This window comes from Halomonas mongoliensis, from assembly GCF_052496345.1.
In genome coordinates this window covers 1,913,398-1,936,258 of record NZ_CP199288.1, presented here as the reverse complement: position 1 = coordinate 1,936,258, position 22,861 = coordinate 1,913,398, and the positions used below count along the sequence as shown (strand labels likewise).

General features: G+C 70.7%; 22 protein-coding genes and 1 riboswitch. Of the genes, 13 read left to right on the top strand and 9 right to left on the bottom strand.

The genetic code is table 11. The features are described from left to right. Positions 1 to 36 precede the first annotated feature (36 nt). The 3 genes from ACRYRV_RS09120 to ACRYRV_RS09110 are packed head-to-tail and all read left to right on the top strand — an operon-like array spanning position 37 to position 4,033. A complete protein-coding gene (locus ACRYRV_RS09120) occupies positions 37 to 1,143 on the top strand; it encodes an acyl-CoA dehydrogenase family protein (protein WP_309636735.1) in 1,107 nt (368 codons plus the stop codon). A gap of 16 nt (positions 1,144 to 1,159) precedes the next feature. Beyond that, positions 1,160 to 2,347, top strand: coding sequence for a beta-ketothiolase BktB (gene bktB, locus ACRYRV_RS09115; RefSeq protein ID WP_309636669.1), 1,188 nt, complete (start codon positions 1,160 to 1,162; stop codon positions 2,345 to 2,347). A gap of 33 nt (positions 2,348 to 2,380) precedes the next feature. Next, entirely contained in the window at positions 2,381 to 4,033 is a 1,653-nt protein-coding gene (locus tag ACRYRV_RS09110) for a fatty acid--CoA ligase (protein ID WP_444985345.1), read from the top strand. 12 nt (positions 4,034 to 4,045) lie between these two features. Here the strand turns inward: ACRYRV_RS09110 and ACRYRV_RS09105 are convergent, their stop codons facing one another. After that, entirely contained in the window at positions 4,046 to 5,053 is a 1,008-nt protein-coding gene (locus ACRYRV_RS09105) for an AraC family transcriptional regulator ligand-binding domain-containing protein (protein WP_444985346.1), read from the bottom strand. A 186-nt stretch (positions 5,054 to 5,239) separates the two neighbouring features. On the opposite strand from ACRYRV_RS09105, the gene ACRYRV_RS09100 reads away from it, so the two are divergent. From ACRYRV_RS09100 to ACRYRV_RS09090, 3 genes are read left to right on the top strand one after another with little or no spacing between them, the layout of a single operon-like run. Further along, entirely contained in the window at positions 5,240 to 5,932 is a 693-nt protein-coding gene (locus ACRYRV_RS09100) for an ABC transporter ATP-binding protein (RefSeq protein ID WP_444985347.1), read from the top strand. Further along, positions 5,932 to 8,469 (top strand): FtsX-like permease family protein, encoded by a 2,538-nt coding sequence (locus ACRYRV_RS09095; protein ID WP_444985348.1) that lies wholly within the window; start codon positions 5,932 to 5,934, stop codon positions 8,467 to 8,469. The genes ACRYRV_RS09100 and ACRYRV_RS09095 overlap by 1 nt, the downstream gene beginning before the upstream one ends. Further along, positions 8,469 to 9,626: a lipocalin-like domain-containing protein gene (locus ACRYRV_RS09090; RefSeq protein ID WP_444985349.1), complete on the top strand. Its 1,158-nt coding sequence runs from the start codon at positions 8,469 to 8,471 to the stop codon at positions 9,624 to 9,626. The genes ACRYRV_RS09095 and ACRYRV_RS09090 overlap by 1 nt, the downstream gene beginning before the upstream one ends. Before the next feature lie 69 nt (positions 9,627 to 9,695). Here the strand turns inward: ACRYRV_RS09090 and gloA are convergent, their stop codons facing one another. Further along, on the bottom strand, positions 9,696 to 10,229 hold the full coding sequence (gloA, locus tag ACRYRV_RS09085; RefSeq protein WP_309636663.1) for a lactoylglutathione lyase: 534 nt from the start codon (positions 10,227 to 10,229) through the stop codon (positions 9,696 to 9,698). A 207-nt stretch (positions 10,230 to 10,436) separates the two neighbouring features. Here gloA and ACRYRV_RS09080 point away from each other — a divergent pair, with 207 nt between their 5' ends. The 4 genes from ACRYRV_RS09080 (at position 10,437) to thiE (ending at position 12,962) form a co-directional block, all read left to right on the top strand. Then, entirely contained in the window at positions 10,437 to 10,778 is a 342-nt protein-coding gene (locus ACRYRV_RS09080; RefSeq protein WP_299316434.1) for a DUF6482 family protein, read from the top strand. A gap of 73 nt (positions 10,779 to 10,851) precedes the next feature. Continuing rightward, complete coding sequence (locus tag ACRYRV_RS09075) at positions 10,852 to 11,337, top strand: C40 family peptidase (RefSeq protein WP_444985350.1); 486 nt, start codon at positions 10,852 to 10,854, stop codon at positions 11,335 to 11,337. Between the two features lie 48 nt (positions 11,338 to 11,385). Continuing rightward, positions 11,386 to 11,488: riboswitch (TPP riboswitch) on the top strand. A gap of 36 nt (positions 11,489 to 11,524) precedes the next feature. Next, a complete protein-coding gene (gene thiM, locus ACRYRV_RS09070; protein WP_444985351.1) occupies positions 11,525 to 12,346 on the top strand; it encodes a hydroxyethylthiazole kinase in 822 nt (273 codons plus the stop codon). Then, a complete protein-coding gene (gene thiE, locus ACRYRV_RS09065; protein WP_253446771.1) occupies positions 12,336 to 12,962 on the top strand; it encodes a thiamine phosphate synthase in 627 nt (208 codons plus the stop codon). The genes thiM and thiE overlap by 11 nt, the downstream gene beginning before the upstream one ends. Positions 12,963 to 12,988: 26 nt before the next feature. Here thiE and mntR read toward each other — a convergent pair whose 3' ends face one another. Continuing rightward, on the bottom strand, positions 12,989 to 13,423 hold the full coding sequence (mntR, locus tag ACRYRV_RS09060) for a manganese-binding transcriptional regulator MntR (RefSeq protein WP_253446772.1): 435 nt from the start codon (positions 13,421 to 13,423) through the stop codon (positions 12,989 to 12,991). A gap of 191 nt (positions 13,424 to 13,614) precedes the next feature. Here mntR and ACRYRV_RS09055 point away from each other — a divergent pair, with 191 nt between their 5' ends. From ACRYRV_RS09055 to ACRYRV_RS09045, 3 genes are read left to right on the top strand one after another with little or no spacing between them, the layout of a single operon-like run. After that, on the top strand, positions 13,615 to 14,535 hold the full coding sequence (locus ACRYRV_RS09055) for a metal ABC transporter solute-binding protein, Zn/Mn family (protein ID WP_253446773.1): 921 nt from the start codon (positions 13,615 to 13,617) through the stop codon (positions 14,533 to 14,535). After that, the gene (locus ACRYRV_RS09050) at positions 14,516 to 15,316 is read left to right on the top strand and encodes a metal ABC transporter ATP-binding protein (protein ID WP_444985352.1); all 801 of its coding nucleotides are present in this window, start codon (positions 14,516 to 14,518) and stop codon (positions 15,314 to 15,316) included. The genes ACRYRV_RS09055 and ACRYRV_RS09050 overlap by 20 nt, the downstream gene beginning before the upstream one ends. Before the next feature lie 43 nt (positions 15,317 to 15,359). Beyond that, positions 15,360 to 16,232 (top strand): metal ABC transporter permease, encoded by an 873-nt coding sequence (locus tag ACRYRV_RS09045; RefSeq protein ID WP_444986181.1) that lies wholly within the window; start codon positions 15,360 to 15,362, stop codon positions 16,230 to 16,232. On the opposite strand, the gene ACRYRV_RS09040 is transcribed toward ACRYRV_RS09045, so the two are convergent. The 6 genes from ACRYRV_RS09040 to ACRYRV_RS09015 all read right to left on the bottom strand — a co-directional run bounded on the left by ACRYRV_RS09040 (position 16,227) and on the right by ACRYRV_RS09015 (position 22,837). Then, positions 16,227 to 17,102: a DMT family transporter gene (locus ACRYRV_RS09040; protein WP_309636657.1), complete on the bottom strand. Its 876-nt coding sequence runs from the start codon at positions 17,100 to 17,102 to the stop codon at positions 16,227 to 16,229. The genes ACRYRV_RS09045 and ACRYRV_RS09040 overlap by 6 nt on opposite strands. Positions 17,103 to 17,214: 112 nt before the next feature. Further along, a complete protein-coding gene (locus ACRYRV_RS09035; protein ID WP_444985353.1) occupies positions 17,215 to 18,570 on the bottom strand; it encodes a serine hydrolase in 1,356 nt (451 codons plus the stop codon). A 158-nt stretch (positions 18,571 to 18,728) separates the two neighbouring features. After that, positions 18,729 to 19,799, bottom strand: a complete 1,071-nt coding sequence (locus ACRYRV_RS09030; RefSeq protein WP_444985354.1) for an ABC transporter ATP-binding protein — start codon at positions 19,797 to 19,799, stop codon at positions 18,729 to 18,731. After that, on the bottom strand, positions 19,796 to 20,908 hold the full coding sequence (locus tag ACRYRV_RS09025) for an ABC transporter ATP-binding protein (RefSeq protein WP_444985355.1): 1,113 nt from the start codon (positions 20,906 to 20,908) through the stop codon (positions 19,796 to 19,798). The genes ACRYRV_RS09030 and ACRYRV_RS09025 overlap by 4 nt, the downstream gene beginning before the upstream one ends. Then, positions 20,883 to 21,860, bottom strand: coding sequence for an ABC transporter permease (locus tag ACRYRV_RS09020; protein WP_309636653.1), 978 nt, complete (start codon positions 21,858 to 21,860; stop codon positions 20,883 to 20,885). Before ACRYRV_RS09020 ends, ACRYRV_RS09025 begins: the two co-directional genes overlap by 26 nt. Continuing rightward, positions 21,857 to 22,837: an ABC transporter permease gene (locus tag ACRYRV_RS09015; RefSeq protein WP_444985356.1), complete on the bottom strand. Its 981-nt coding sequence runs from the start codon at positions 22,835 to 22,837 to the stop codon at positions 21,857 to 21,859. The genes ACRYRV_RS09020 and ACRYRV_RS09015 overlap by 4 nt, the downstream gene beginning before the upstream one ends. Positions 22,838 to 22,861 lie beyond the last annotated feature (24 nt).

Below are 22,861 nucleotides of genomic sequence, written 5' to 3'. Positions count from 1 at the left end.
ATTCACCAGGATGAGCTGACCCCGCTGTTCCACGACATGATCTGCCGCTTCCTGGAGCAGGAGGTGGCGCCCCACTACGAGGCCTGGGAGGCGGCCGGCGAGATGCCGCGGGCCATGTGGCAGCGTATGGGCGACGCCGGACTGCTGGGCATCGACATGCCCGAGGCCCAGGGCGGTGCCGGCGCAGACTTCGCCATCACCCAGCTCGCCGTGGAGGAGATCTCCCGGCAGGGCTTCGGCGGTCTGGCCAGCGCCTACAACATCCACGCCAACATCGTCATGCCCTACCTGCTGCATATCGCCACCCCGGAACAGCAGCAGCGCTGGCTGCCGGCCATGGCCCGCGGCGAGGTGATCGGCGCCATCGCCATGACCGAGCCCGGTGCCGGCAGCGACCTGGCCGCCATGAAGACCCGCGCCCGGCGCACCGAAAGCGGCTGGCGCCTTGATGGCGGCAAGCTCTTCATCACCAACGGCCAGGTGGCCGACCTGGTGATCGTCTGCGCCAAGACCGATCCGGAGGCGGGCGCCAAGGGGGTGTCGCTCTTCCTGGTCGACACCGCCCTGCCCGGCTTCTCCCGGGGCCAGCCGATCAAGAAGATCGGCCAGCACGCCAGCGACACCGCCGAGCTCTTCTTCGACGGCATGGAGCTCCCCGCCGACGCCCTGCTCGGCGAGGAGGGCCAGGGATTCGCCTACCTGATGCAGGAGCTGCCCCGGGAGCGCCTCGGCGTCGGCGCCCAGGCCCTGGGCGCCATGGAGGGGGCCCTGGCGCTGACCCTGGAGTACGTCAAGGAGCGGCGCGCCTTCGGCCAGCGGGTGGGCGACTTCCAGAACACCCGCTTCACCCTGGCCGAGGTGCAGGCCGACATCGAGCTCGGCCGCGCCTATCTCGAGAAGTGCATGGCGCAGTACCGCCGGGGGGCCATGGGCCCCACCGAGGCCGCCATTCTCAAGCTGCGTCTCACCGAGATGCAGTGCGCCACCGCCGATACCTGCCTGCAGCTCTTCGGCGGCTACGGCTACACCCGCGAGTACCCCATCTCGCGCTTCTATCTGGATGCCCGGGTACAGACCATCTACGCCGGCACCTCGGAAATCATGAAGGAAGTCGTTGCCCGCTCCCTGCTGGGCAAGGCCTGAACCAGGAGAGAACCCCATGCGTCTGGATTCCGTTGTCATTCTGGGCGGTGCCCGCACCGCCATCGGCGGCTTCGGCGGCAGCCTCTCAGGCCTTGCGCCCCAGGAGCTCGGCACCGTCACCGCCCGGGAGGCGCTGGCCCGCTCGGGCGTCGAGGCGGCGGCCATCGACCATGCCGTCTACGGCCATATCATCACCACCGGCCCCGAGGACGCCTACCTGGCGCGGCATATCGCCCGGGAGAGCGGCGTGCCCGACGAGGCCGGCGCCTTCAACGTCAACCGCCTGTGCGGCTCCGGGGTGCAGGCCCTGCTCTCCGCCGCCCAGCAGATCGCCCTGGGCGACAGCCGTCTGGCCCTCGCCGGCGGCGCCGAGTCCATGAGCCGCGGCGCCTACCTGCTGCCGCCCCAGGCGCGCAGCGGCCTGCGCATGGGTCACGCCTCGGTCACCGACCTGACCCTGGGGATCCTCAGCGACCCCTTCGGCAGCGGCCACATGGGCTGCACCGCCGAGAACATCGCCAGCCGCCACGGCCTGACCCGGGAGGCGGTGGACCGCTTCGCCCTGGAGAGCCACCAGAAGGCGGCCCGGGCCATCGCCGAGGGGCGCTTCGAGGAGCAGATCGTCCCGGTCACCGTGCGCGACGGCCGCCAGGAGCGCGTCTTCGCCCAGGACGAGCACGTGCGCGAGGGCGTCACTCTGGAGGACCTGGCCCGGCTTCGGCCCGCCTTCCAGAAGGAGGGCGTGGTTACCGCCGGCAACGCCTCGGGCCTCAACGACGGCGCGGCGAGCCTGGTGCTGGCCCACGCCGACGAGGCCGAGCGGCGCGGCCTCTCGCCCCGCGCACGCTTCCTGGTGGGCACTACCGCCGGGGTCGAGCCCCGCCTGATGGGCCTGGGGCCGATCCCCGCCGTGCGCCGCTGCCTGGAGCAGGCCGGCCTCGCTATGGCCGATATCGACGTCATCGAGTCCAACGAGGCCTTCGCCGCCCAGGCCATGGCGGTGGCCGACGAGCTCGGCTTTCCCGCCGAGCGGCTCAACCCCAACGGCGGCGCCGTGGGCCTGGGCCATCCGGTCGGCGCCACCGGTGCCATCCTGGTCATCAAGGCCCTGGCCGAGCTTGAGCGCATCGGGGGCCGCTACGGCCTGATCACCCTCTGCATCGGCGGCGGCCAGGGCATCGCCCTGCTGATCGAGCGCTGCTGACGTAACCCCGGACAACCACGAGGAGACACGCCGATGACCACCGTTCACCCCAGGATCCTGCCGCCCACCCCCTCGGCCACCAACCCGCCGCTGCTGATCGGCGAGCTGCTGGAGAGCGGCGTGCGCATGGCCGGCGACAACCAGATCATCTACCGCGACCTCGGCCGCCACGACTACCGCCGCTTCCGCGAACGGGTGCATCAGCTCGCCCACCTGCTCACCGCTCAAGGTATCCGCGCCGGCGACGTGGTGGCGGTGCTCGACTGGGACAGCCACCGCTACCTGGAGGCCTTCTTCGCCATCCCCATGCTGGGGGCCATCCTGCACACTGTGAACGTGCGCCTCTCGCCGGAGCAGATCCACTACACCATGGAGCACGCCGAGGACGACTTCGTGCTCGTGCATCGCGACTTCGTCCCCCTGCTGGAGGGGCTCCACGAGCGGCTGCCGCGCATCCGCGGCTACCTGCTCTGCCAGGAGGAGGAAGCCCCTCTCGAGACCACCCTGCCCCTGGTGGGCGAGTACGAGGCGCGGCTGGCCGAGCAGCCCCGCCACTACGACTTCCCCACCTTCGACGAGAACGCGGTGGCCACGCTCTTCTACACCACCGGCACCACCGGCAACCCCAAGGGGGTCTACTTCACCCACCGCCAGCTGGTGCTGCACACCCTGGGCGAGGCCAGCACCTTCCAGGCACCGGGCTTCGAGCTGCTCGACCGCGACAAGGTCTACATGCCGATCACCCCGATGTTCCACGTCCACGCCTGGGGCGTGCCCTACACCGCCACCCTGCTCGGCGCCACCCAGGTCTACCCCGGGCGCTACGAGCCGGAGATGCTGATCAAGCTGCTGGTCAGCGAGAAGGTGGACTTCTCCCACTGCGTGCCGACGCTGCTCGGCATGGTGGTGAACGCCGAGCCGGTCGCCTCGGGCCGGGTCGACCTCTCCGGCTGGAAGCTGCTAATCGGCGGCAGCCCCCTGACCCAGGCCCTGGCCCGGCGCGCCCACGAGCTCGGCATCGACACCCGCAGCGCCTACGGCATGTCGGAGACCTGCCCGCTGCTCACCGCCGACATCCTGCCCCGGGATATCGCCGAGGCGGACTTCGAGACCCAGCTGCCGTGGCGCTGCAAGGCGGGCGTGCCGGTGCCCCTGGTGCACCTGCAGGTGGTGGACGAGGCCGGCACGCCGCTGCCCCAGGATGGCGAGAGCGTGGGTGAGGTACGGGTCCGCGCCCCCTGGCTGACCCAGGCCTACTACAAGGAGACCACCCGCAGCGAGGAGCTGTGGCGGGACGGCTGGCTGCATACCGGCGACGTGGCCACCCTCGACGAGCGCGGCTTCCTCGAGATCCGCGACCGCATCAAGGACGTGATCAAGACCGGCGGCGAATGGGTCTCCTCCCTGGAGCTGGAGAACCTGATCGGCCAGTGCCCGGGCGTGGCCGAGGTGGCGGTGATCGGCGTGCCCGACGAGCAGTGGGGCGAGCGTCCCGCCGCCCTGGTGGTGCCCCGGGACCTCAACGCCCCGCCGACCGGTGACGAGGTGCTGGCCTTCCTGAAACGGTTCGTCAGCGAGGGGCGCATCAACCGCTGGGCGCTGCCCTCCTCCATCCGCTTCGTCGACGAGATCCCCAAGACCAGCGTCGGCAAGCTGGACAAGAAGCGCATCCGCCAGGAGGCGTGAGGGCCCCGGGCGCTACCGGGGTACCGCCAGCGCCCGCCTATAGGCGGCGGGCGTATCCCCGGTCCAGTCCCGGAAGGCGCGGCTGAAGCAGGCCTGGTCCTGGAACCCCAGCGCCTCGGCCAGGGTCGTCAGCGGCTGTTCGCTGCGCATCAGCGCCTGAATGGCAAAGTCCCGCCGGCACTCGTCCTTGACCGCCTGGAAGCGGGTACCCTCTGCGGCCAGGTGCCGGGAGAGGGTACGCACCGACATATGCAGCGCCTCGGCCACCTCCGCCACGCTGGCCGAGTAGGCGCCGTGGCGGGTCAGGTGCTCGCGCACCCGGTGGGCGAGCAGGCGCTCCTCGAAGGAGACATAGAACCAGTCCGCCGGGGCCCGCTGCAGGAAGGCCCCCAGGTGCTGCTTGGTCTGGCGGATCGGCTCGTCGAGCACCGCCCGGTCGAAGTAGATGGCGGTCTGGTGGCAGTCGAAGAGCACCCGGCCGGGGTAGAAGTAGCGGTAGTCGGCGCTATGGGCGGGCTGCGGGTAGGCGCACTCCATCAGCAGCGGCGGGATCTTGCGGGCGATCATCCAGGACGCGATGCCGTGGAGCAGCTTGAGCATCAGCTCGTGCACCAGGATGCGGCTGCCGGCCGGAGGCCGATGCTCCACCAGGCCGATGCGCACCCGCGCATCGCCATGGCTGACCTCGTAGCCGAAGTCGTCCAGCAGGATGCGAAAGAAGAGCCGATAGCGATGCAGGGCCACCTTGAGGGTCGGCGCCTCCAGCAGGCTCAGGCAGAGCAGCTTGAGGGTGCCGCCGCGCAGGGGGCGGGAGAAGAAGCCCGGCGTCTCGTCGTCGCACTCGTTGACCAGCAGGCGGTAGAGGGTCGCGAACTGCTCCACGGTGACCCGCCCATGGGGAGCGTCGAGCCAGCCCGGCGAGATGCCGGCACGGCGCAGCAGGCTGGCGCGCTCGCGGTGCAGCTGGGGCACCCCGCGAAACAGCTCGCCGACGAAGTGTCTCGACACCGTAACGGTCACGCTTCCCTCCCCTCTTCAGGCCGCCTTTCAAGCCGTTCGCCCTTCCAGCCCTCGGTTATACCCGATCGCGGCAGCGCCGACACTCCTCCCTCCGTCGCCTGGGGCTGCCGGGCGTTCTGTGCCAACATGCTCCCTGGTTCGCCTCACGTCATGCCAGCGCCCCGTGCCCACACCAGGGAGACCGCCATGCTCGAGCTTCGCCAGGTTCACAAGGCCTATGCCACGCCCCAGGGGCCGCTGAGCGTGCTGGCCGGAGTCGACCTGACCCTGGCCCCCGGCGAGAGCCTGGCGCTGATGGGCGAGTCGGGCAGCGGCAAGTCGACCCTGCTGCACCTGGCCGCCGGCCTCGACCTGGCCGACGCCGGCGAGGTGCGCCTGGGCGACCACGACCTCGCCACCCTGGCCGAGCCCGCCCGGGCGCGGCTGCGCCGAGAGGCGGTGGGGCTGATCTTTCAGCAGTTTCACCTGGTACCCAGCCTCACGGTGCTCGACAACCTTCGCCTCCAGGCGCGGCTGGCCGGCGTGGAGGACCCCGCCTGGTCGAAGCAGCTGCTACAGCGCCTGGGCCTGGACGGCCTGGAGCGCCGCTACCCGGAGCAGCTCTCCGGCGGCCAGCAGCAGCGCCTGGCCATCGGCCGCGCCCTGGCCCCTCGCCCGGCGCTGCTGCTGGCCGACGAGCCCACCGGCAACCTCGACGAGGCCACCGCCGGCGAGGTGCTCGCCCTGCTGCTCGAGCTGGTCGCCCAGGCCGGCTGCGCCCTGCTGATGGTGACCCACAGCCCCCAGGTGGCCGCTCCCCTGGACCGCTGCCTGGTGCTGACCCATGGGCGGCTCGCCCCCCGCGACGCTTCCCGCAACCACACAGAGGCCGGCGCCTGATGGCCACGGTGCTGGCGACCCTGCTCTCCCACTACCGGCGCCACCCGGGGCAGCTCGCCATGCTGCTGCTGGGACTCTGGGTGGCCAGCGCCCTGTGGAGCGGCGTCCAGGCCATCAACGCCTCGGCCCGGGACAGCTATGCCCGCGCCGAGGCGCTCTTCTCCACCGGCCTGGATCGCCTGGAGCGGCGCGACGGCGAGGCGCTGACCCGGGACGACTACCTCGCCCTGCGCCGGGCCGGCCTGCCGCTCTCCCCGCTGCTGGAGGGGGAGCTTGCGGCCCCGGACGGCACCCGGCTGACCCTGATCGGCATCGACCCGCTCACCCTCCCCGGGGACAGCGAGTTCGCCACCGCCGGCGGCACCGCGGCAACGGGCACGGGCGATGTCACCGACTTTCTGACGCCCCCCTGGCAGACGCAGCTGGCCCCCGACAGCCTGGCCGCTCTGGAAGTGGCGCCCCGGGAGGCGCCGGGCGCCACTCCCCTCCTGGCCGACGGCCAGCGCCTGCCGCCGCTGATTCTCGCCCCCGCCCTGCCACCGGACACCCTGGTGATGGATATCGCCGCCGCGGCGCTCCTGCTGGCAGGCAGCGGGCAGCTAGAGAGCGGCGAGCAGATCACCCGGCTGGTAGCCGCGCCGGGCGCCCTGGCCGAGGCGCCGGCGGGCTTTGCCCTGACCCGGGCCGAGGCGCTGGCCTCCCCCGGCCAGCTCACCGAGAGCTTCCACCTCAACCTCACCGCCCTGGCGCTGCTGTCGCTGGTGGTGGGCCTCTTTATCGTCCAGGCGGCGCTGGGCCTGGCCCTGGAGCAGCGCCTGGGGATGCTGCGCACCCTGCGCGCCTTGGGGGTCTCCGGCCGCGCCCTGGTGGCCGGTCTGGCCCTGGAGCTTGCGCTGCTCGGCATCATCGGGGCCCTGGCAGGCATCGCCAGCGGCGTCTGGCTGGCCCGCGCGCTGCTGCCCGACGTGGCCGCCACCCTGGGCAGCCTCTACGGCGCCGGGGTCGGCACCGAGCTGCGCCTGCCCTGGAACTACTGGGCCGGCGGCGTGGCGGTCACCCTGGGCGGCCTGCTGCTGGCCGGCAGCGGCGTGCTGTGGCGCGCCTCGCGGCTCAGCGTGCTGGGGCTGGGGCAGGCCCGGGCGTGGCGGGCCGGCTTTCACCGCCAGCTCGCCGCCATGGCCGCCGCCGGCACGGTCGCGGCGCTGGGTGGCCTGGCCCTGGCGGCCTGGCTTGCCTCCCAGCCGCCGGGGGAGGGGCTGGTCGCCGGCTTCGCTCTGGTCGGCGCCCTGCTGCTGGCCAGCGCCCTCTGGCTGCCGCCGCTGCTCGGTCTCGCCCTGGCCGGGCTGACCCGCCTGCTGCGCCGCCGCCCCCTGGCCCAGTGGGCCCTGGCCGACCTGCAGCTGCAGCTGCCGCGGCTGTCGCTGGCCATGATGGCGCTGCTGATCGCCCTCTCCGCCAACCTCGGCGTCAGTAGCATGGTGGGCGGCTTTCGCCTTACCTTCCTGGAGTGGCTGGACCAACGCCTGGCCGCCGAGCTCTACCTGCGCCCCCCGGCGGAGCAGTTCGAGACCATCGACGCCTGGCTGGCCGAACAGCCGGACGTCGCCGAGCGTCTCGCCACCGCGCGCAGCGACGCGCAGCTGCTGGCCGTCGAGCCCGGCGGCGGAGAGACAGATACTGCGGTACAGCGTCCGGTCTCCGTCTACGGCATCACCCCCGGCGCCACCCTGACGCCCCGCTGGCCCCTGGCGGGGCCCCAGGGCAGCCGGGAGACGGCCTGGGCGGCCTTTGGCCGCGGCGATATCTTCATCAACGAGCAGCTGGCCGTGGCCGAGGGCCTGGCCCCCGGCGACCGGCTGCGCCTGACTGCCCCCGGGGGCGAGCTCACGCTTGCGGTTGCCGCCGTCTACCCGGACTACGGCAATCCCAGGGGGCAGGTGCTGATGGCCACCCCCTATCTCACCGAGCGCTTCGCCGCGCCGCCGGGCTCGCTGGGGATCGCCCTGACGCCCGGCGCCGACGCCGCGGCGCTCTCCGCCCGGCTGCTCGACGCCTTCGACCTGCCCCGGGACAGCCTGATCGACCAGGAGGGCGTGAAACGCGTCGCCACCGAGATCTTCGAACGCACCTTCACCATCACCCGGGCGCTCAACGCCCTGACCCTGGGGGTGGCCGCTCTCGCGCTGCTGGCCAGCCTGCTGGCCCAGGCCAGCGAACGGCGCCGGCGGCTGGCGCCGCTCTGGGCCCTCGGCGTTCCTCGGGGCAGGCTGGCACAACTGCAGCTCGCCCAGCTGGGCGGAACGGCCCTAGCGGTGGGCCTTGTCGCGGTGCCGCTGGGCATCGCCATCACCTGGGGGCTGGTGGCGGTGATCAACGTGGCGGCCTTCGGCTGGCGCCTGCCGCTGCACCTCTTCCCCGGCGAGATCCTGCTGACCCTGCTGACCGCCGTGGGCGTGGCCCTGGCCGCCGCGGCCCTGCCGGCGGTGCGGCTGTGGCGCACTCCGCCTCGGGAGCTGCTCGCCGAGGAGGCTGCCTGATGCGCCCCCTCCTGTCTTGCCGACTTGCCGCGCCGCTGCTGGCCTCGGCGCTACTGCTGGGAGGCTGCGGCGAAGCGCCGCCGCCGGCCCCGAGTGCCGGCTTCGCCGGCCTGGGCGAGAGCGCCGAGGGCTATACCCAGGCGCGCCCCGGCACGCCGCTGCGCTTCCCCGAGGATCACGGCGCCCACCCGGACTACCGCATCGAGTGGTGGTATCTCACCGCCAACCTGGAGGACGAGAGCGGCGAGCCCCTGGGGCTGCAGTGGACTCTCTTCCGCCAGGCCCTGATGCCCCCCGCAGAGCGCCCCGCGCCCGGCCCCTGGGTCGCCGACCAGCTGTGGATGGCGCACCTGGCGGTCTCCCGGGGGGAGCAGCACGCCGTGGCCGAGCGCTTCGCCCGCAGCCACTCCGCCGACCCGGCCGGCGGCCAGGCCGGGGCCGTGGCCCACCCCTTCCGGGCCTGGCTGGACGACTGGGAACTCGTCACCCGGGTGGAGGCGCCCGATGCCGATACCTTCGAGCGCCTTACCCTGACCGCCTTCGACGGCGAAGGGGAAGAGCGTGCCGGCTATCGCCTCGACCTCACCGCCGAGGGTCCCCTGGTGCTGCACGGTGATGCCGGCTTCAGCCAGAAATCCGCCGACGGCCAGGGCTCGATGTATGTCAGCCAGCCCTTCTGGCGGGTGGAGGGCGAGGTGGTGCTGGCAGGCGAGACTCACGAGGTGAGCGGCCGAGGCTGGCTCGACCGGGAGTGGAGCAGCCAGCTGCTGGGGCCCGAGCAGGCGGGCTGGGACTGGTTCTCGCTGCACCTGGACGACGGCCACCGGCTGATGGCCTTCCAGCTGCGCGGCGGCGGCGAGGCCGGCGGCGACTACCGCTCCGGCACCTGGGTCAGCCCCGAGGGAGAGCCCCGGGCGCTGGCGCCGGATGAGCTTGCCCTCACGCCGCTCGCCACCTCGAGCGTCGCCGGCCGCGAAGTGCCCACCCGCTGGCGGCTGGAGGTGCCCGCGGCGGGGCTCGACCTGATCGTGGCGGCGCCCCATGCCGAGCGCTGGATGGACACCACGGTGCCCTACTGGGAGGGGGAGGTGATCGCCCGGGACCGCGACAGCGACAGGCGCCTGGGAATCGGCTATCTGGAGATGACGGGCTATTGAGTCCGCCTAGCTTATGACGGAAGGCGCCGCCCCTGTCGGGGCGGCGCCGCTGCATGGACGCTGCCGGACTCAGTCGCCCAGGGCGGCCAGCCGGTCGGCCTGGACCACCTCGATCCAGTAGCCGTCGACGTCCTTCACGAACACCACGTTCTTCATCTTGCCCTGATCGGAGCGTTTGACGAACTCGACGCCGTTGGCATCGAACCAGGCCTCGGCGGCCTCCAGGTCCGGCACCGAGAAGCAGATATGGCCGAAGCCCTGAGGCTCGGCGTTGCCGTCATGGTAGGCGAAATCGGCCTGGTTCTCGGTGCCCCAGTTGTGGGTCAGCTCCAGCAGCCCCTTCTGGCCGAAGGTCCAGACGGTACGCTCGCCCTCTTCCTCGGGCACCGCGTCACCCTCCTCCAGCTTGGCCAGGAAGTAGAGCGAGAAGCGCATCTCCTCGAAGTCGAGCCGGCGCAGCACGCTCATGCCGAACACCCGGGAGTAGAAGGCCAGGGCCTTCTCCGGGTCCTTCACCCTCAGCATGGTGTGGTTGAGGCGAAAGCCTGCGGAATCGGCGGTGGGGGTCTGGACCCCGGGGTGCTGCTCGCCCTGAAAGCTCATGTGCGGCTCCTGTTGCTCATGACATGGTTCCCAGAGGATGGGGACAGCGGGCGCCTTTTTCCAGCCCTGGCGCGCAAACAACTGTACATGACTTTAACAGAAAGAAACGATGGCCGGAATTTATGGCCAAAGACCCTTGCCAGGCGGGGAAATAGTTCTACACTTCCTTTACAACACATCCAATGCACCCCCGTGCAGGAGGCCATCATGGGCCACGCCTATCAGCTCGGCGACCATATCACCCTCAGGGAGCTGGCCCGCGCCATCGCCCAGGGGTTCTCCCCCATCGTGGAGGTGGAGTCCATGGACGGCATCTACACCGTTCGCCTTCACCACGGCAGCGGCGTCTCGGAGCTCTCCGACGGCGACGGCAAGACCCTGACCTTCCTCGGCACCGGCGAGATTCGCGACAAGCTCGGCGAGCTCGGCCTGACCCATGGCGTGCTGACCTGGTCCGACCAGTGCGGCGACGAGATGATCGGAGTGCCGGGCCACGCCATGACCCCGGACGAGATGCTCGCCCACGGCACCCGTATCGCCTTTCGGTGAAGCCTCGGGTGCTTCCCCGGGCTCCGGGCAGAGGCTAATGTAGAGGGACCTCCATCATCCAGGAGCCCTCGGCATGACTCTCCTGACCGCCTGGCGTTTCTCCCTATGCCTGATGCTGCTGGCCCTGCTGGCCGGCTGCGCCGGCCGTGAGCTTGCCTTGCACGACCCGGCGTCGGACGAGGGCCTCTCCATGGAGCGGGTGCTGATTCTGGCCGCCGCCCAGAGCGCCCTGGGCACCCCCTATCGCTTCGGCGGCAACACCCCCGAGGCGCTCGACTGCTCCGGCCTGGTGGAGCTCGCCTATCGGGCCGCCGGCATACCGGTGCCACGCACCGCCGACGACCAGTTCCGCACCCTGCCCTCGGCCCCCAGGGCCCGCCCCGGCGACCTGCTCTTCTTCGATACCGCCGGGCGCGGCAAGGCGAGCCACGTGGGCATCTACCGCGGCGACGGTCAGATGATCCACGCCCCGGGCCGCGGCCGCCGGGTCGAGACGGCCCCGGTGGAGATCGCCTACTGGCAGGAGCGCTTCCTGGGAGCGGCACGAGCGGCGCCCTGACACTTGTGTGGCCGCCCCAGCGGCGTATCATCGACAAGCAGCGCCAACCAACTACGACAGGGGCGCCGCGGTGATGTCAGGCCGCGGCTGAGAGGCACCCTTGGAACCTGACCCGGATCATGCCGGCGTAGGGAGTCGTGCAGCCAAGGACCTCGCCTGCCTGCACCTCCCGCGCCCGGGAGGCCCCATGCCCACACCGACTCCTTCGCGGATCGACCTCGCGGCCCATCTGGCCCGAGTACGCCAGCGCGCTCCGCTGGTGCACAACATCACCAACCTGGTGGCCATGAACTCCATGGCCAATGTGCTGCTGGCCATCGGCGCCTCGCCGGCCATGGTGCACGCCCGGGAGGAAGCGGCCGAATTCGCCGCCATCGCCGACGCCCTGACGCTCAATATCGGCACCCTCTCCCCCCACTGGGTAGAGGCCATGGACGAGGCCGCCGAGGCGGCCCGCCTGACCGGCAAGCCCTGGGTGCTGGACCCGGTCGCCGTGGGCGCCACCGCCTACCGGCGCACCACCGTCGCCCGGCTGCTGGAGCGCCTGCCCACGGTGGTACGCGGCAACGCCTCCGAGATCATCGCCCTGGAGGCCGGCGGCTCGGGCGGGCGCGGCGTGGACAGCAGCGACCCGGCCGAGGCCGCCGAGCAGGCCGCGACTCGCCTGGCCCGTCGGGTCGGCTGCGTGGTGGCGGTCACCGGCGAGGTGGATCTCGTCACCGACGGCCACCGCCTGGCCCGGGTCCGCGGCGGCCACCCCCTGATGCCCAGGGTCACCACCCTGGGCTGCGCCCTGACCGGCGTCGTGGCGGCGTTTCTGGTGGGGGCCGAGGACCCCTTCGAGGCGACCGTGGCGGCGCTGGCGTGCTACGGGGCCGCGGGCCAGGGGGCCGGCCAGGGCGCCCGCGGCCCCGGCAGCTTCGCCGTGGCCTTCCTCGACGCCCTCCACACCCTGGAGGGCGACGCCCTCGATGCCCTTCCCCCTCTGGAGTTTCACGATGCGACTTGACCTCTCCCTCTACCTCGTCACCGATCCCCGCCTGTGCGCCGAGCGCGGCCTGGTGGAGACCGTGGTGGCCGCGGTCCGCGGCGGCGCTACCCTGGTACAGCTGCGCGACAAGCACGCCTCCGACGGCGAGATGATCGACCAGGCGCGCCGGCTCAAGGCGGCACTCGCCGGCAGCGGCGTGCCGCTGCTGATCAACGACCGCCTGGCCGTGGCGGTGGAGAGCGGCGCCGACGGCCTGCACATGGGCCAGGACGACGGGGAGGTGGCCGCCGCCCGAGCGGCCCTGGGCGAGGGCGCGATCCTGGGCCTCTCGGTGCAGACCCTGGCGCAGATGGCGCGGGTGGACGCCGAACGGCTCGACTACCTGGGGCTGGGGCCGGTATTCGCTACCTCGAGCAAGCACGACCACGCCGAGCCGCTGGGCTTCGAGGGACTGGCCAGGCTGGCGGCGGCAAGCCCGCTGCCGGCGGTGGCCATCGGCGGGCTCAAGGCCGAGCACGCCGACGCCGTGCGCCAGGCGGGCGTCCTGGGTCCGGCGGTGATCTCGGCGATCTGCGGCCGCCCCGACCCGGAGGCCGCGGCAAGGGCGTTTACGGGTGGTGGCAGACTCGACTGAGGCAAGGGCAAGCGGCGGGCGGCGGCTCAGCCGCGGCAGTGCTCCCGGGTGAAGCGCTCCATGGCCTCGAGGGTCTCGCGGCTGACATGATGCTCCATGCCCTCGGCATCGATCCTTGCGGTGCTGTCGCTGACGCCGAGGGTACGCAGGAACTGCAGGACGATGGCGTGGCGCTTGCGTGCCATTTCCGCCATGGCCTCCCCCTTCTCGGTCAGGAAGAGAGAGCGATAGGGCTGACTATCCACCAGCCCCTGGGACTTGAGACGGGTTACCGTCTTGGACACGGTCGCCTGGCTGACCCCCATGCGCGCCGCGATATCGGCCGAACGCGCCTCCCCCTGGTACTTCAGCAGGTCGCCGATCAGCTCGACATAGTCCTCGAGAAGCTCTGTCTCGTGAGCATTGCGCACGGCGGCGTACTGCCGGACGTGCTGTTCGCACGGCGGCAGAGCGTCTGACATGTGCGGGTCGGGGGTCGAGTCGGGCGGGGAGGCAGTCATGGTGGGCAATATAACCACTCACCGAAGCGAGCGGCAACTCGAGGGCAGCCGCGGCACTGCGCCACGGGAAAAAAGTTAGCCAAGGCTAAGACATTGTGCCTATACTGAGTTTCATTATCCTGCCTGTCTCAACGCCTTCAGGAGATCCCCACATGACATCGATCAAGCCCCTTCTGCTCGGCCTGAGCCTTGCCGCCCTGCCCACTGCCGCACTGGCGGACACCTCCCCGCTGCGCGTGGCGGCGACCTTCTCGGTGCTTGGCGACCTGGTAGCGCAGGTCGCAGGCGACGAGGCCCGGGTCGAACTGCTGGCCCCGGTCGGCGCGGAGGTCCACGAGTGGGAGCTGGTGCCCAGCAACTTCATGGCACTCGAGTCCGCCGACGTGGTCTTCTACAACGGCCTCGATCTGGAGGCCTGGATCGGACAGGTCAATGCCACCGTCACGCGGGGCACCCCGGTGGTCGCCCTGGCCGAAGCCAGCGACTATCCCACTCAACCCATCGTGACCGGCGACTACGCCGGCCAGGCCGACCCTCACCTCTGGATGGACCCCCGCGCCGCGGCGGAGTATGTTCGCGTCATTGCCGAGGTTCTGGGCGAGGCGCGGCCCGAGGCGGCCGATGCGTTCGCCGCCCGTGCCGAGGAGAGCGCCAACCGCCTGCATGCGCTGTACGATGAGCTGCAGGAGACGCTGGCCGTGATACCCGAGGAGCGCCGTCTGCTGATCACCAGCGAAGCCGCCTTCATCTACTTCGCCGAGGCCTTTGGCTTCGAACATGACGGCATCTGGGGGACCAACTCCGAGGAAGAGGGCACCCCGCGCCAGATCATGCGTATCGTGGATCTCATCGAGGAGCGTCGTCCGGCGGCCCTCTTCTGGGAGAGCACCATTTCCGACCGGCACGTGCGCAGCGTCGCCGAGGAGACCGAGGTGGCGATTGCCGGGCCGCTGTTCGTCGACTCGCTGAGCGAGCCGGAGGGCGAAGCACCCGACTACGCCAGCATGCTGCGCCACAACGCCCGCCTGCTGGCCGACACGCTGGGAGATGCCGATGGAACCACCGATCGCTGACAGGGTGCCAGCCCTCGAGATCAACGGGCTCTACGCCGCCTACCATCAGGAGCCGGTGCTGGAGGACGTATCCCTCTCCCTGCCCCAGGGGCAGTGGACCGCCATCGTGGGCCCCAACGGCGGCGGCAAGTCCAGCCTGCTCAGCGTGGTGGTCGGCAGCCTGCCGCCCCTGCGTGGCGAAGTGAGGATTTTCGGCCGGCCGGCGCTGGCCCAACGCCAGAGGGGCCGCATTGCCTACATGGCCCAGCAGGAACGCATGGAGTGGGACTTTCCCATCTCAGTGCGCGACACCGTGATGACCGGACGCTTCGGCATGATGCGCCGTGACCCGCTGTGGCAGCGCCTGCTGCCCAGGCGCTGGGCCAACCCCGCCCACCGCCGGGCCGTGGAGGAGGCCCTCGACGATGTCGATATGCTCGACATGGCCAGGCGGCCCATCGGGGCGCTGTCGGGTGGGCAGAAGAAGCGCGTGATGCTGGCCCGTGCCCTGGCCCAGCAGGCGCCCATCCTGCTGCTGGACGAGCCCCTGGCCGGCGTGGACTCGCCCAGCGAGGCGCTGATCATGGCCAGCCTGGAGCGCCAGCGCCGTGCCGGCCGCACCCTGATCATGGTGACGCACGACCTGCCTGGCGCCCGGGCACATGCCGATCAGGTGCTGCTCATCAATCGCACCGTTATCGGCATGGGGGCACCGGAGACGATGCTCAGCGACAGCATGCTGGCACGACTGGCCATTGGCGTCCCCCCCACCGCTGACAAGGAGAGACACGTTGCCGCTTGACGCCCTGGCCACCGGCCTGATCGAGACACTGACGGCGGCGCTGATGATGGTGGTGGGCCTGCTGCCCGACAGCCTCGCCGCCCCCTTCGAGTACCGCTTCATGCAGCGTGCCCTGCTCACCTCGGTGCTGGTGGGCGCCACCTGCGGGCTGCTCTCCTGCTTCGTGGTGCTCAAGCGCTGGTCGCTGCTGGGAGACGCCATCTCCCATGCGGTGCTGCCCGGCGTGGCGATCGCCTACCTGCTGGGCTGGCCCTTCTTCGTCGGCGCCTTCGTGACCGGCGCCCTGACGTCGCTCGGCATCGGCGCCATCGAGCGCCACACCCGCATCAAGTCGGATGCCGCCATGGGCCTGATGTTCACCGCCGCCTTTGCCCTGGGCATCGTGATCATCAGCAAGATCACCACCAGCACGCACCTGATGCATATCCTCTTCGGCAACGTGCTGGGCGTACAGACCCCGGCGCTGATATTGACCCTGCTGGCCAGCCTGGTGGCCGTCCTGACGATCTGGCTGGCCTTCCGCCCCCTGCTGCTCTACACCTTCGACCCTCAGCAGGCCCAGGCACTGGGCTTCAACGTCAGCGCCATCCACTACGGCCTGATCCTGCTGCTGACCCTGACCATCGTCGCCAGCCTGGAGACCGTCGGCATCATCCTGGTGGTGGCCATGCTGATCACCCCCGGCGCCACGGCCCACCTGCTGACCGATCGCTTCGGCACCATGCTGGCCATCTCGGTCGCCGTCGGCGTCACCTCGGCGGTGGCTGGCCTGGTGGTCTCGGTGCGGCTGGACGTCGCCTCGGGTGGCGCCATCGTCCTGGTGGCCTCGGGACTCTTCCTGATCGCCCTGCTGGCAGGCCCTCGGCACGGCCTGGTGGCACGCTACTGGCGGCGCTGGCGCTTCAGGGCCTCATGAGGTCGGGCGGCGTTTCAGGGACGTCCGCCCCTCGCGGTAGGCGATGGCCAGGCCGCTGCCGATGATCAGCACGCTGCCCACGAAGACCCAGAGGTCGGGCATCTCGCCCCAGAACCACCACCCCAGCAGCACCGCCCAGAGCATGGCGGTGTAGTCGAAGGGGGCGGCGATGGCCGCCGGCGCATGGCGGAAGGCCAGGGTGATGAAGGCCGTGGCCCCGACCCCGAGGATGCCGGCCGCGAGGAAGGCCACCCAGTGGCCGGCCTGGGGGGGCTGCCACACCCAGGGCAGCGCCAGGCCGGTGAGCACGAAGGGCACCAGGGTCATATGGAAGACCATGGCCCAGAGGTGTTCGCTGCTGCCCCAGCGCCGGGCGGTGATCAGCATCAGGGCGTAGAAGAACGCCGCCCCCACCAGCACCAGGGAGCCGGGATGGAAGGCCTCGCCCCCCGGCCGCACCACGATCAGCACGCCGAGAAAGCCCGCCAGGGAGGCCGCCAGCACCGGCCCCTCGATGCGCTCCCCCAGCAGCGGAACCGCGAGCAGGGTGACGAAGAGCGGTGCCACGAAGGCGATGGCGGTGGCCTCGGCCAGGGGCAGGAGGGTCAGCCCCAGCACGAAGCAGACCATGGTGCCGGTATAGGTCAGCCCGCGCAGCAGGTGCACGCCGGGGCGCCGGGTGCGCAGCTTGCGCAGGCCGCCGCCGAAATGGGCCAGCAGCGCGATCAGCGGCAGCGAGACCAGGGTACGAAAGAAGATGATCTGCAGCGGCGAGTGCACCTCGCCGAGCCACTTGGCGATGGCGTCGCCCATGGCCAGGCAGAGCACGCCCAGGCACATGAAGCCGATTCCCTTGAACGATGCCGACATCTTTCCTCCCTGGTCCTGCCCCTGACCCAAAAGCACCACCCCGCCGGCCCGGGCGGGCGGCGGGGTGGTCACCATGGAAGAGGCTAGCGGGGCCGGTGCAGCCCGGCAAGGGTCAGCGCGCGGCGTTGATCACCATGCAGTCCATTCCCTCCTGGGCGAGGCTGCGGCAGGCGCGGTAGGCCTGGTTCTCGTCGAGGTTGACCAGCCGGGCGCGGAAGATGGTCTGCGCCCCGGCCACCTCGTCGATATCTACCCTCGCCTGCAGCAGGTCCCGGCTGAGCCGATCGGCGGCGCGGCTGGCCAGGCTGCGGGCGTTGTCGTGGCTGGCGAAGGCGCCAACCTGGACGCCCCAGCTGCCGCTGGCGCCGACCGGCTCCAGGCGGTGCTGGGTGTCGCTGCGGACGGGCGCCGGCTCGCTGCGCGCGATCAGCTCGCGAATGGGGTCGTTGGCCGACCCTTGGGCGGCCTGTGGCGAGCCGGCGCTGCCCGAGGGCAGCGGCTCAGGCACCTGCAGGCTGGCCAGCTGCACCTCCGGCTCCCGCGCCGGCGCGGCCGGTGACGGCGACTGTACCGGCGCAGCGGCCGGCATGCCGTCGATGCCCATGCGGTCACCGGAGAAGTCGGCCTGGGCGACCCAGTCGCCGCGACCATAGAGGGAGGCGCGCACGAAGCCGCGATCGAGCAGGTCGGCCATATGGGTATCCCGGGAGGCGGCGGTGAAGCCCCCCATGACCACCGACACCAGGCGGCGACCGTCGCGCACCGCCGAGGTGGCCACGTTGAAGCCGGAGGCACGGATAAAGCCGGTCTTCAGGCCGTCGGCTCCCGCGTAGTTGCGCACCAGCCGGTTGTGGCTGTTGTGGGTGGTGCCGCGGTAGGCAAAGCTCTGCCGGGAGAAGTAGTGGTAGTACTGGGGGAAGTCCTGCATCAGGCGAATGGAGAGGGTCGCCATGTCCCGGGCGGTGGTGGTCTGGCCGTTGTCGGGCAGGCCCGAGGCGTTGCGGAACACGGTATTATGCATGCCCAGCTCCCGCGCCTTAGCGGTCATCATCTGGCCGAACTGGCGCTCGCTGCCGCCCAGGGCCTCGGCCACCACCACGGCCACGTCATTGGCGGAGCGCACCACCAGCGCCAGGATCGCCTCCTCCACGGTGATGGTGGAGCCGCGCTTGAGCCACAGCTTGGAGGCAGGCATCGCCTCGGCCTGGGCCGACACCGGCAGCGGCTGGTTGAGGCGCATGGCCCCCTTCTCCAGCTCCTCGAAGAGCAGGTAGAGCGTCATCATCTTGGTCAGCGACGCCGGATAGCGCGTCTCGTCGGCGTTGGCGGCGTGCAGTACCTCGCCGCTCTCCACGTCCACCACGATGGCAGCGTAGCGCGGGTTGGCCTGGGCCGTGCTGGACATCACGATGGCCAGGCACGCCAGCAGCGTGATCACGCCGACGAGCCGGCCGCGAAGTCTGGTCATGGCTGCGGTCACCATATGCGTTCCCTCTGAAGTCCCCTCGGTGCCCCCTGCAGGGCCCGCTTTCCCCTTCATTATGAACCGGAATCGGCCGCTGTACAGGCCGCCAGGCCGGGAAAAGCAGCGGTTTCCGGCGCTTTCACATTTCTCCTGCTCCGGGATCAGTCGAGACGCCCCTCCTCCACGGCGTGGCAGGCCACCTCGCTGCCATCGCTTCTGGCGATCAGCGCCGGCACCTCGGCCTTGCAGCGCTCATTGGCATGGGGGCAGCGCGGATGGAAGGCGCAGCCCGAAGGCGGATGCACGGGGTTGGGCACCTCTCCCTCGATGACGGTGCGTTCGCGCCCCTCCCCCTCCAGTAACGGCACCGCCGCCAGCAGCATCCGCGAGTAGGGGTGGTGCGGGGTGGCGAAGAGCTGATCCGACGGGGCGATCTCGGCGATGCGCCCCAGGTACATCACCGCGATGCGGTCGGCCATGTGCTTGACCACCGCCATGTCGTGGCTGATGAAGAGGTAGGTGAGCCCGTACTCCTGCTGCAGGTCCTTCATCAGGTTGAGGATCTGGGCCTGCACCGAGACATCCAGCGCCGAGGTGGGCTCGTCGCAGACCATGAACTCCGGCTCATTGGCCAAGGCACGGGCGATGGAGATGCGCTGGCGCTGGCCGCCGGAGAACTCGTGGGGGTAGCGGTTGGCGTCCGCCGCCGACATGCCTACCTGCTCGAGCAGCTCCCCCACCCGTCGGCGCCGGTCGACGCTGCTCATCTCGGGGCGGAAGAAGCGCAGCGGCTCGCCGATGATGGTGCCCACCCGCCACAGCGGGTTGAGGCTGGCGTAGGGGTCCTGGAAGATCATCTGGAAGCGCTGGCGGATCGGCGCCGCCTGGCGCCCGCTGCGCCGGGCCAGGTCGCTGATCTCCTGGCCGTCGAAGACCAGCCGGCCACGGGTCAGGCCGTAGAGCCCGACGATCAGCCGCGCCACCGTGGACTTGCCGCAGCCGGACTCCCCCACCAGGGCGAGGGTCTCGCCGCGGCGGATGGAAAAGCTCACCCCGTCCACGGCCTTGAGTGTCAGCCTCTCGGCGCGCTCCAGCACCCGGTTGAGCCAGGGCTTGGAGACATCGAAGTGGCGCGCCAGGTCGGTGGCCTCCAGCAGCACCTCGCCACCCTCGGCGGTCCGGGGGGACCCGGTCTGGCGAGACCCGGTCTGAACAGGTTGCGTCCGGCTCATCGGGCCACCTCCCGGGTGTCGCGGGGGGCGTCCCGGCGCGCCACGGGGTTCTCCGGGTCGTGCAGCCAGCAGGCCGCCTGGCCGGCGCCGGCGGGCAGCAGCTCGGGGCGCTCGCGTCGGCAGCGCTCGACGGCATGGGGACAGCGCGGGTTGAAGGCACAGCCCGTGGGGATCGCCGCCAGACGCGGCATGGCGCCCTCGATCTGGTAGAGCCGCTCGCGGCGCTCGGCCAGCCCCGGGATGGAGGCCATCAGCCCCTCGCTGTAGGGGTGCTGCGGCCGGCGGATCACCTCCTTCACCGGGCCGATCTCGATCAGCCGCCCCGCATACATCACGGCGACGCGATCCGCGGTCTCGGCGATCACCCCCATGTCGTGGGTGACCAGCATCACCGCCGCGCCGCGCTCGGCGCAGACCCGCTTGAGCAGGGCGAGGATCTGAGCCTGAACCGAGACGTCCAGCGCCGTGGTGGGCTCATCAGCGATGATCAGCTCCGGCTCCGCGGCCAGCGCCAGGGCGATCACCACCCGCTGGCGCATGCCGCCGGAGAACTGGTGGGGGTAGCTGTCCAGGCGCGTCTCCGGGGCGGGAATGCCCACCTCGGTGAGCAGCGATACCGCCCGCTCCCGGGCCTGCCTCTCGCTCATGGGCAGGTGGGCGCGGAGGGTCTCCACCAGCTGGTCGCCGATGGAGAAGAGCGGGTTGAGGCTGGTGAGCGGGTCCTGGAAGATCATGCCGATATGGCGCCCGCGCAGGGGCACGAAGGCCTCCTCGGCGAGATCGTCGATGCGCCGCCCCATCAGGCGGATCTCGCCACCGGCGATATGGCCCGGCGGCTCGAGCAGCTGGATGACGGCGTTGCCGGTCATCGACTTGCCGGCACCGGACTCTCCCACCACGCCGAGCACCTCCCCCGGGGCGATATCGAAGGAGACGTCATCCAGGGCCACCAGGGTGGCGTGGCGGGTGGGGAACTCCACCCGCAGGTGGCGCACGGAGAGCACCGGCTCGCGCCCGCCGTCGGGCGGGTGGCTCGCCGCCGCGGCGTTGCGGTCGTCTGGCGCTTGCTCGACGGCGCCCGGTTCAGCGGAGCTTGGGGTTGAGGACATCACGCAACCAGTCTCCCAGCAGGTTGACGGAGAGCGCCAGCAGCAGCAGCGCCACCCCGGGGAATAGCAGGATCCACCACTCTCCCGAGAACATGTAGTCCTGACCGACCCGGATCAGGGTCCCCAGGCTCGGCTGGGTGGCCGGCATGCCGACCCCCAGGAAGGAGAGCGTCGCCTCGGCGATGATGGCGAGCGCCAGGCCAATGGTGCCGATCACCAGCACCGGGCGCAGCACGTTGGGCAGGATGTGCTGGAAGAGGATGCGGCGGTCCGGCAGGCCGATCACCCGCGCCGCCTGCACGTACTCCTTGCCCTTCTCCACCATGGTCGCCCCGCGTACCGCTCGGGCGTACTGCACCCAGTCGGAGAGGCCGATGGCGATGATCAGCACGATGATCGCCACCTCGGCGTGCATGGAGCGCGGCAGGAAGCCGCGGATCACGCCGAAGATCAGCAGGGCCATCAGGATCGACGGGAAGGTGAGCTGGACGTCGGCGATGCGCATGATCAGGGCATCGCGCCAGCCGCCGCGGAAGCCGGCCATCAGGCCCAGCGCCGTGCCCAGCGCCAGGGCGAAGAGCACCGCGGCGAAGCCCACCAGCAGCGAGATGCGCGAGCCGTAGAGAATCGCCGAGAAGACGTCGCGGCCCTGGCTGTCGCTGCCCAGCAGGTAGAAGTTGCCGGTGAAGTCCGAGGTGGTCAGCGGCGGCGTGAAGGCGTCGATCAGCTCCAGCTGGCGCGGGTCGAAGGGGTTCTGGGGGGCGATCCAGGGGGCGAACAGGGCGCCGGCGAACATCGTCAGGGTGACCAGGGTGGCCAGTATCACCACCGGCTGGCGCTGCCAGGAGTAGACGATATCGCTGTCCAGGAAGGTGCGTAGCCGGCTCGGCCTCTTCGGGGCAATGGGCGCCGCGACGGCCGCGCTCTCAGAGGGCTTGGGCTGCTGGCTCATTTGGCACCTCCCTGCACGCGCAGGCGCGGGTCCACGGCGTAGTAGAGCAGGTCGACCACCAGGTTGATGACCACGAACACCAGGGCAATCATCATCAGGTAGGCGGCCATCACCGGGATGTCCACGAAGCGCACCGCGGTGATGAATAGCGCCCCCACCCCGGGCCACTGGAACACCGTCTCGGTGATGATGGCGAAGGCGATGATGGTGCCAAGCTGCAGGCCGATGATGGTGATCACCGGGATCAGGGTGTTCTTCAGCGCATGGCGCAGGTTGACCACCCGCTTCGAGAGCCCTCGGGCCCGGGCAAACTTGATGTAGTCGGTACGCAGCACCTCGAGCATCTCGGCGCGCACCAGGCGCATGATCAGGGTGAGCTGGAAGAGCCCCAGGGTGATCGCCGGCAGGATCAGCGAGCGCAGGCCGCTGGTCGTAAGCAGGCCGGTGGTCCACCAGTCGCCCAGGCGCACCGTCTGGCCGCGGCCGAAGGCGGGCAGCCAGCCCAGCTCCACGGCGAAGAGGTAGATCAGCAGGATGCCGATCAGGAAGGTAGGCAAGGACACCCCGATCAGCGAGACGGTCATGATGAACTTCGACAGCCAGCTGCCCCGCTGGATGGCGGTATAGATGCCGAGCACGATACCCATGACCACGGCGAAGATCGCCGAGATGATGGCGAGCTCCAGGGTCGCCGGCAGGCGCTCCATGATCAGGTCGGTGACCGGCCGCGCCGAACGGTAGGAGATGCCGAACTCGAACTGGGCGGCATTGACGACGAACTGCCAGAACTGCACCACCACCGGCTGGTCGAGACCCAGCTGGGCGCGCAGGGCGGCCCGGTCGGCCTCGGTGGCCTCCTGGCCGAGCATGTTGAGCACCGGGTCGCCGACGTAGTGGAACAGCGAGAAGGAGATGAGCGCGACCACGAACATCACGAAGATGGCCTGCAGCACGCGCTGGATCAGGAAGGCTAGCATGGGGTCTCCACGTCATCGCCCCCC

What these genes read in the sequence shown, in the direction of transcription:
- ACRYRV_RS09110 (WP_444985345.1), top strand. Translation starts at nt 2,381, where the DNA reads ATGACCACCGTTCACCCCAGGATCCTGCCGCCCACCCCCTCGGCCACC.
- mntR (WP_253446772.1), bottom strand. Translation starts at nt 13,423, where the DNA reads ATGTCAGACGCTCTGCCGCCGTGCGAACAGCACGTCCGGCAGTACGCC.
- ACRYRV_RS09015 (WP_444985356.1), bottom strand. Translation starts at nt 22,837, where the DNA reads ATGCTAGCCTTCCTGATCCAGCGCGTGCTGCAGGCCATCTTCGTGATG.
- ACRYRV_RS09020 (WP_309636653.1), bottom strand. Translation starts at nt 21,860, where the DNA reads ATGAGCCAGCAGCCCAAGCCCTCTGAGAGCGCGGCCGTCGCGGCGCCC.
- ACRYRV_RS09050 (WP_444985352.1), top strand. Translation starts at nt 14,516, where the DNA reads ATGGAACCACCGATCGCTGACAGGGTGCCAGCCCTCGAGATCAACGGG.
- bktB (WP_309636669.1), top strand. Translation starts at nt 1,160, where the DNA reads ATGCGTCTGGATTCCGTTGTCATTCTGGGCGGTGCCCGCACCGCCATC.
- ACRYRV_RS09075 (WP_444985350.1), top strand. Translation starts at nt 10,852, where the DNA reads ATGACTCTCCTGACCGCCTGGCGTTTCTCCCTATGCCTGATGCTGCTG.
- ACRYRV_RS09100 (WP_444985347.1), top strand. Translation starts at nt 5,240, where the DNA reads ATGCTCGAGCTTCGCCAGGTTCACAAGGCCTATGCCACGCCCCAGGGG.
- ACRYRV_RS09045 (WP_444986181.1), top strand. Translation starts at nt 15,360, where the DNA reads ATGATGGTGGTGGGCCTGCTGCCCGACAGCCTCGCCGCCCCCTTCGAG.
- thiM (WP_444985351.1), top strand. Translation starts at nt 11,525, where the DNA reads ATGCCCACACCGACTCCTTCGCGGATCGACCTCGCGGCCCATCTGGCC.
- ACRYRV_RS09120 (WP_309636735.1), top strand. Translation starts at nt 37, where the DNA reads ATGATCTGCCGCTTCCTGGAGCAGGAGGTGGCGCCCCACTACGAGGCC.
- ACRYRV_RS09035 (WP_444985353.1), bottom strand. Translation starts at nt 18,570, where the DNA reads ATGACCAGACTTCGCGGCCGGCTCGTCGGCGTGATCACGCTGCTGGCG.
- ACRYRV_RS09025 (WP_444985355.1), bottom strand. Translation starts at nt 20,908, where the DNA reads ATGTCCTCAACCCCAAGCTCCGCTGAACCGGGCGCCGTCGAGCAAGCG.
- ACRYRV_RS09090 (WP_444985349.1), top strand. Translation starts at nt 8,469, where the DNA reads ATGCGCCCCCTCCTGTCTTGCCGACTTGCCGCGCCGCTGCTGGCCTCG.
- thiE (WP_253446771.1), top strand. Translation starts at nt 12,336, where the DNA reads ATGCGACTTGACCTCTCCCTCTACCTCGTCACCGATCCCCGCCTGTGC.
- ACRYRV_RS09040 (WP_309636657.1), bottom strand. Translation starts at nt 17,102, where the DNA reads ATGTCGGCATCGTTCAAGGGAATCGGCTTCATGTGCCTGGGCGTGCTC.
- ACRYRV_RS09030 (WP_444985354.1), bottom strand. Translation starts at nt 19,799, where the DNA reads ATGAGCCGGACGCAACCTGTTCAGACCGGGTCTCGCCAGACCGGGTCC.
- ACRYRV_RS09055 (WP_253446773.1), top strand. Translation starts at nt 13,615, where the DNA reads ATGACATCGATCAAGCCCCTTCTGCTCGGCCTGAGCCTTGCCGCCCTG.
- ACRYRV_RS09080 (WP_299316434.1), top strand. Translation starts at nt 10,437, where the DNA reads ATGGGCCACGCCTATCAGCTCGGCGACCATATCACCCTCAGGGAGCTG.
- gloA (WP_309636663.1), bottom strand. Translation starts at nt 10,229, where the DNA reads ATGAGCTTTCAGGGCGAGCAGCACCCCGGGGTCCAGACCCCCACCGCC.
- ACRYRV_RS09095 (WP_444985348.1), top strand. Translation starts at nt 5,932, where the DNA reads ATGGCCACGGTGCTGGCGACCCTGCTCTCCCACTACCGGCGCCACCCG.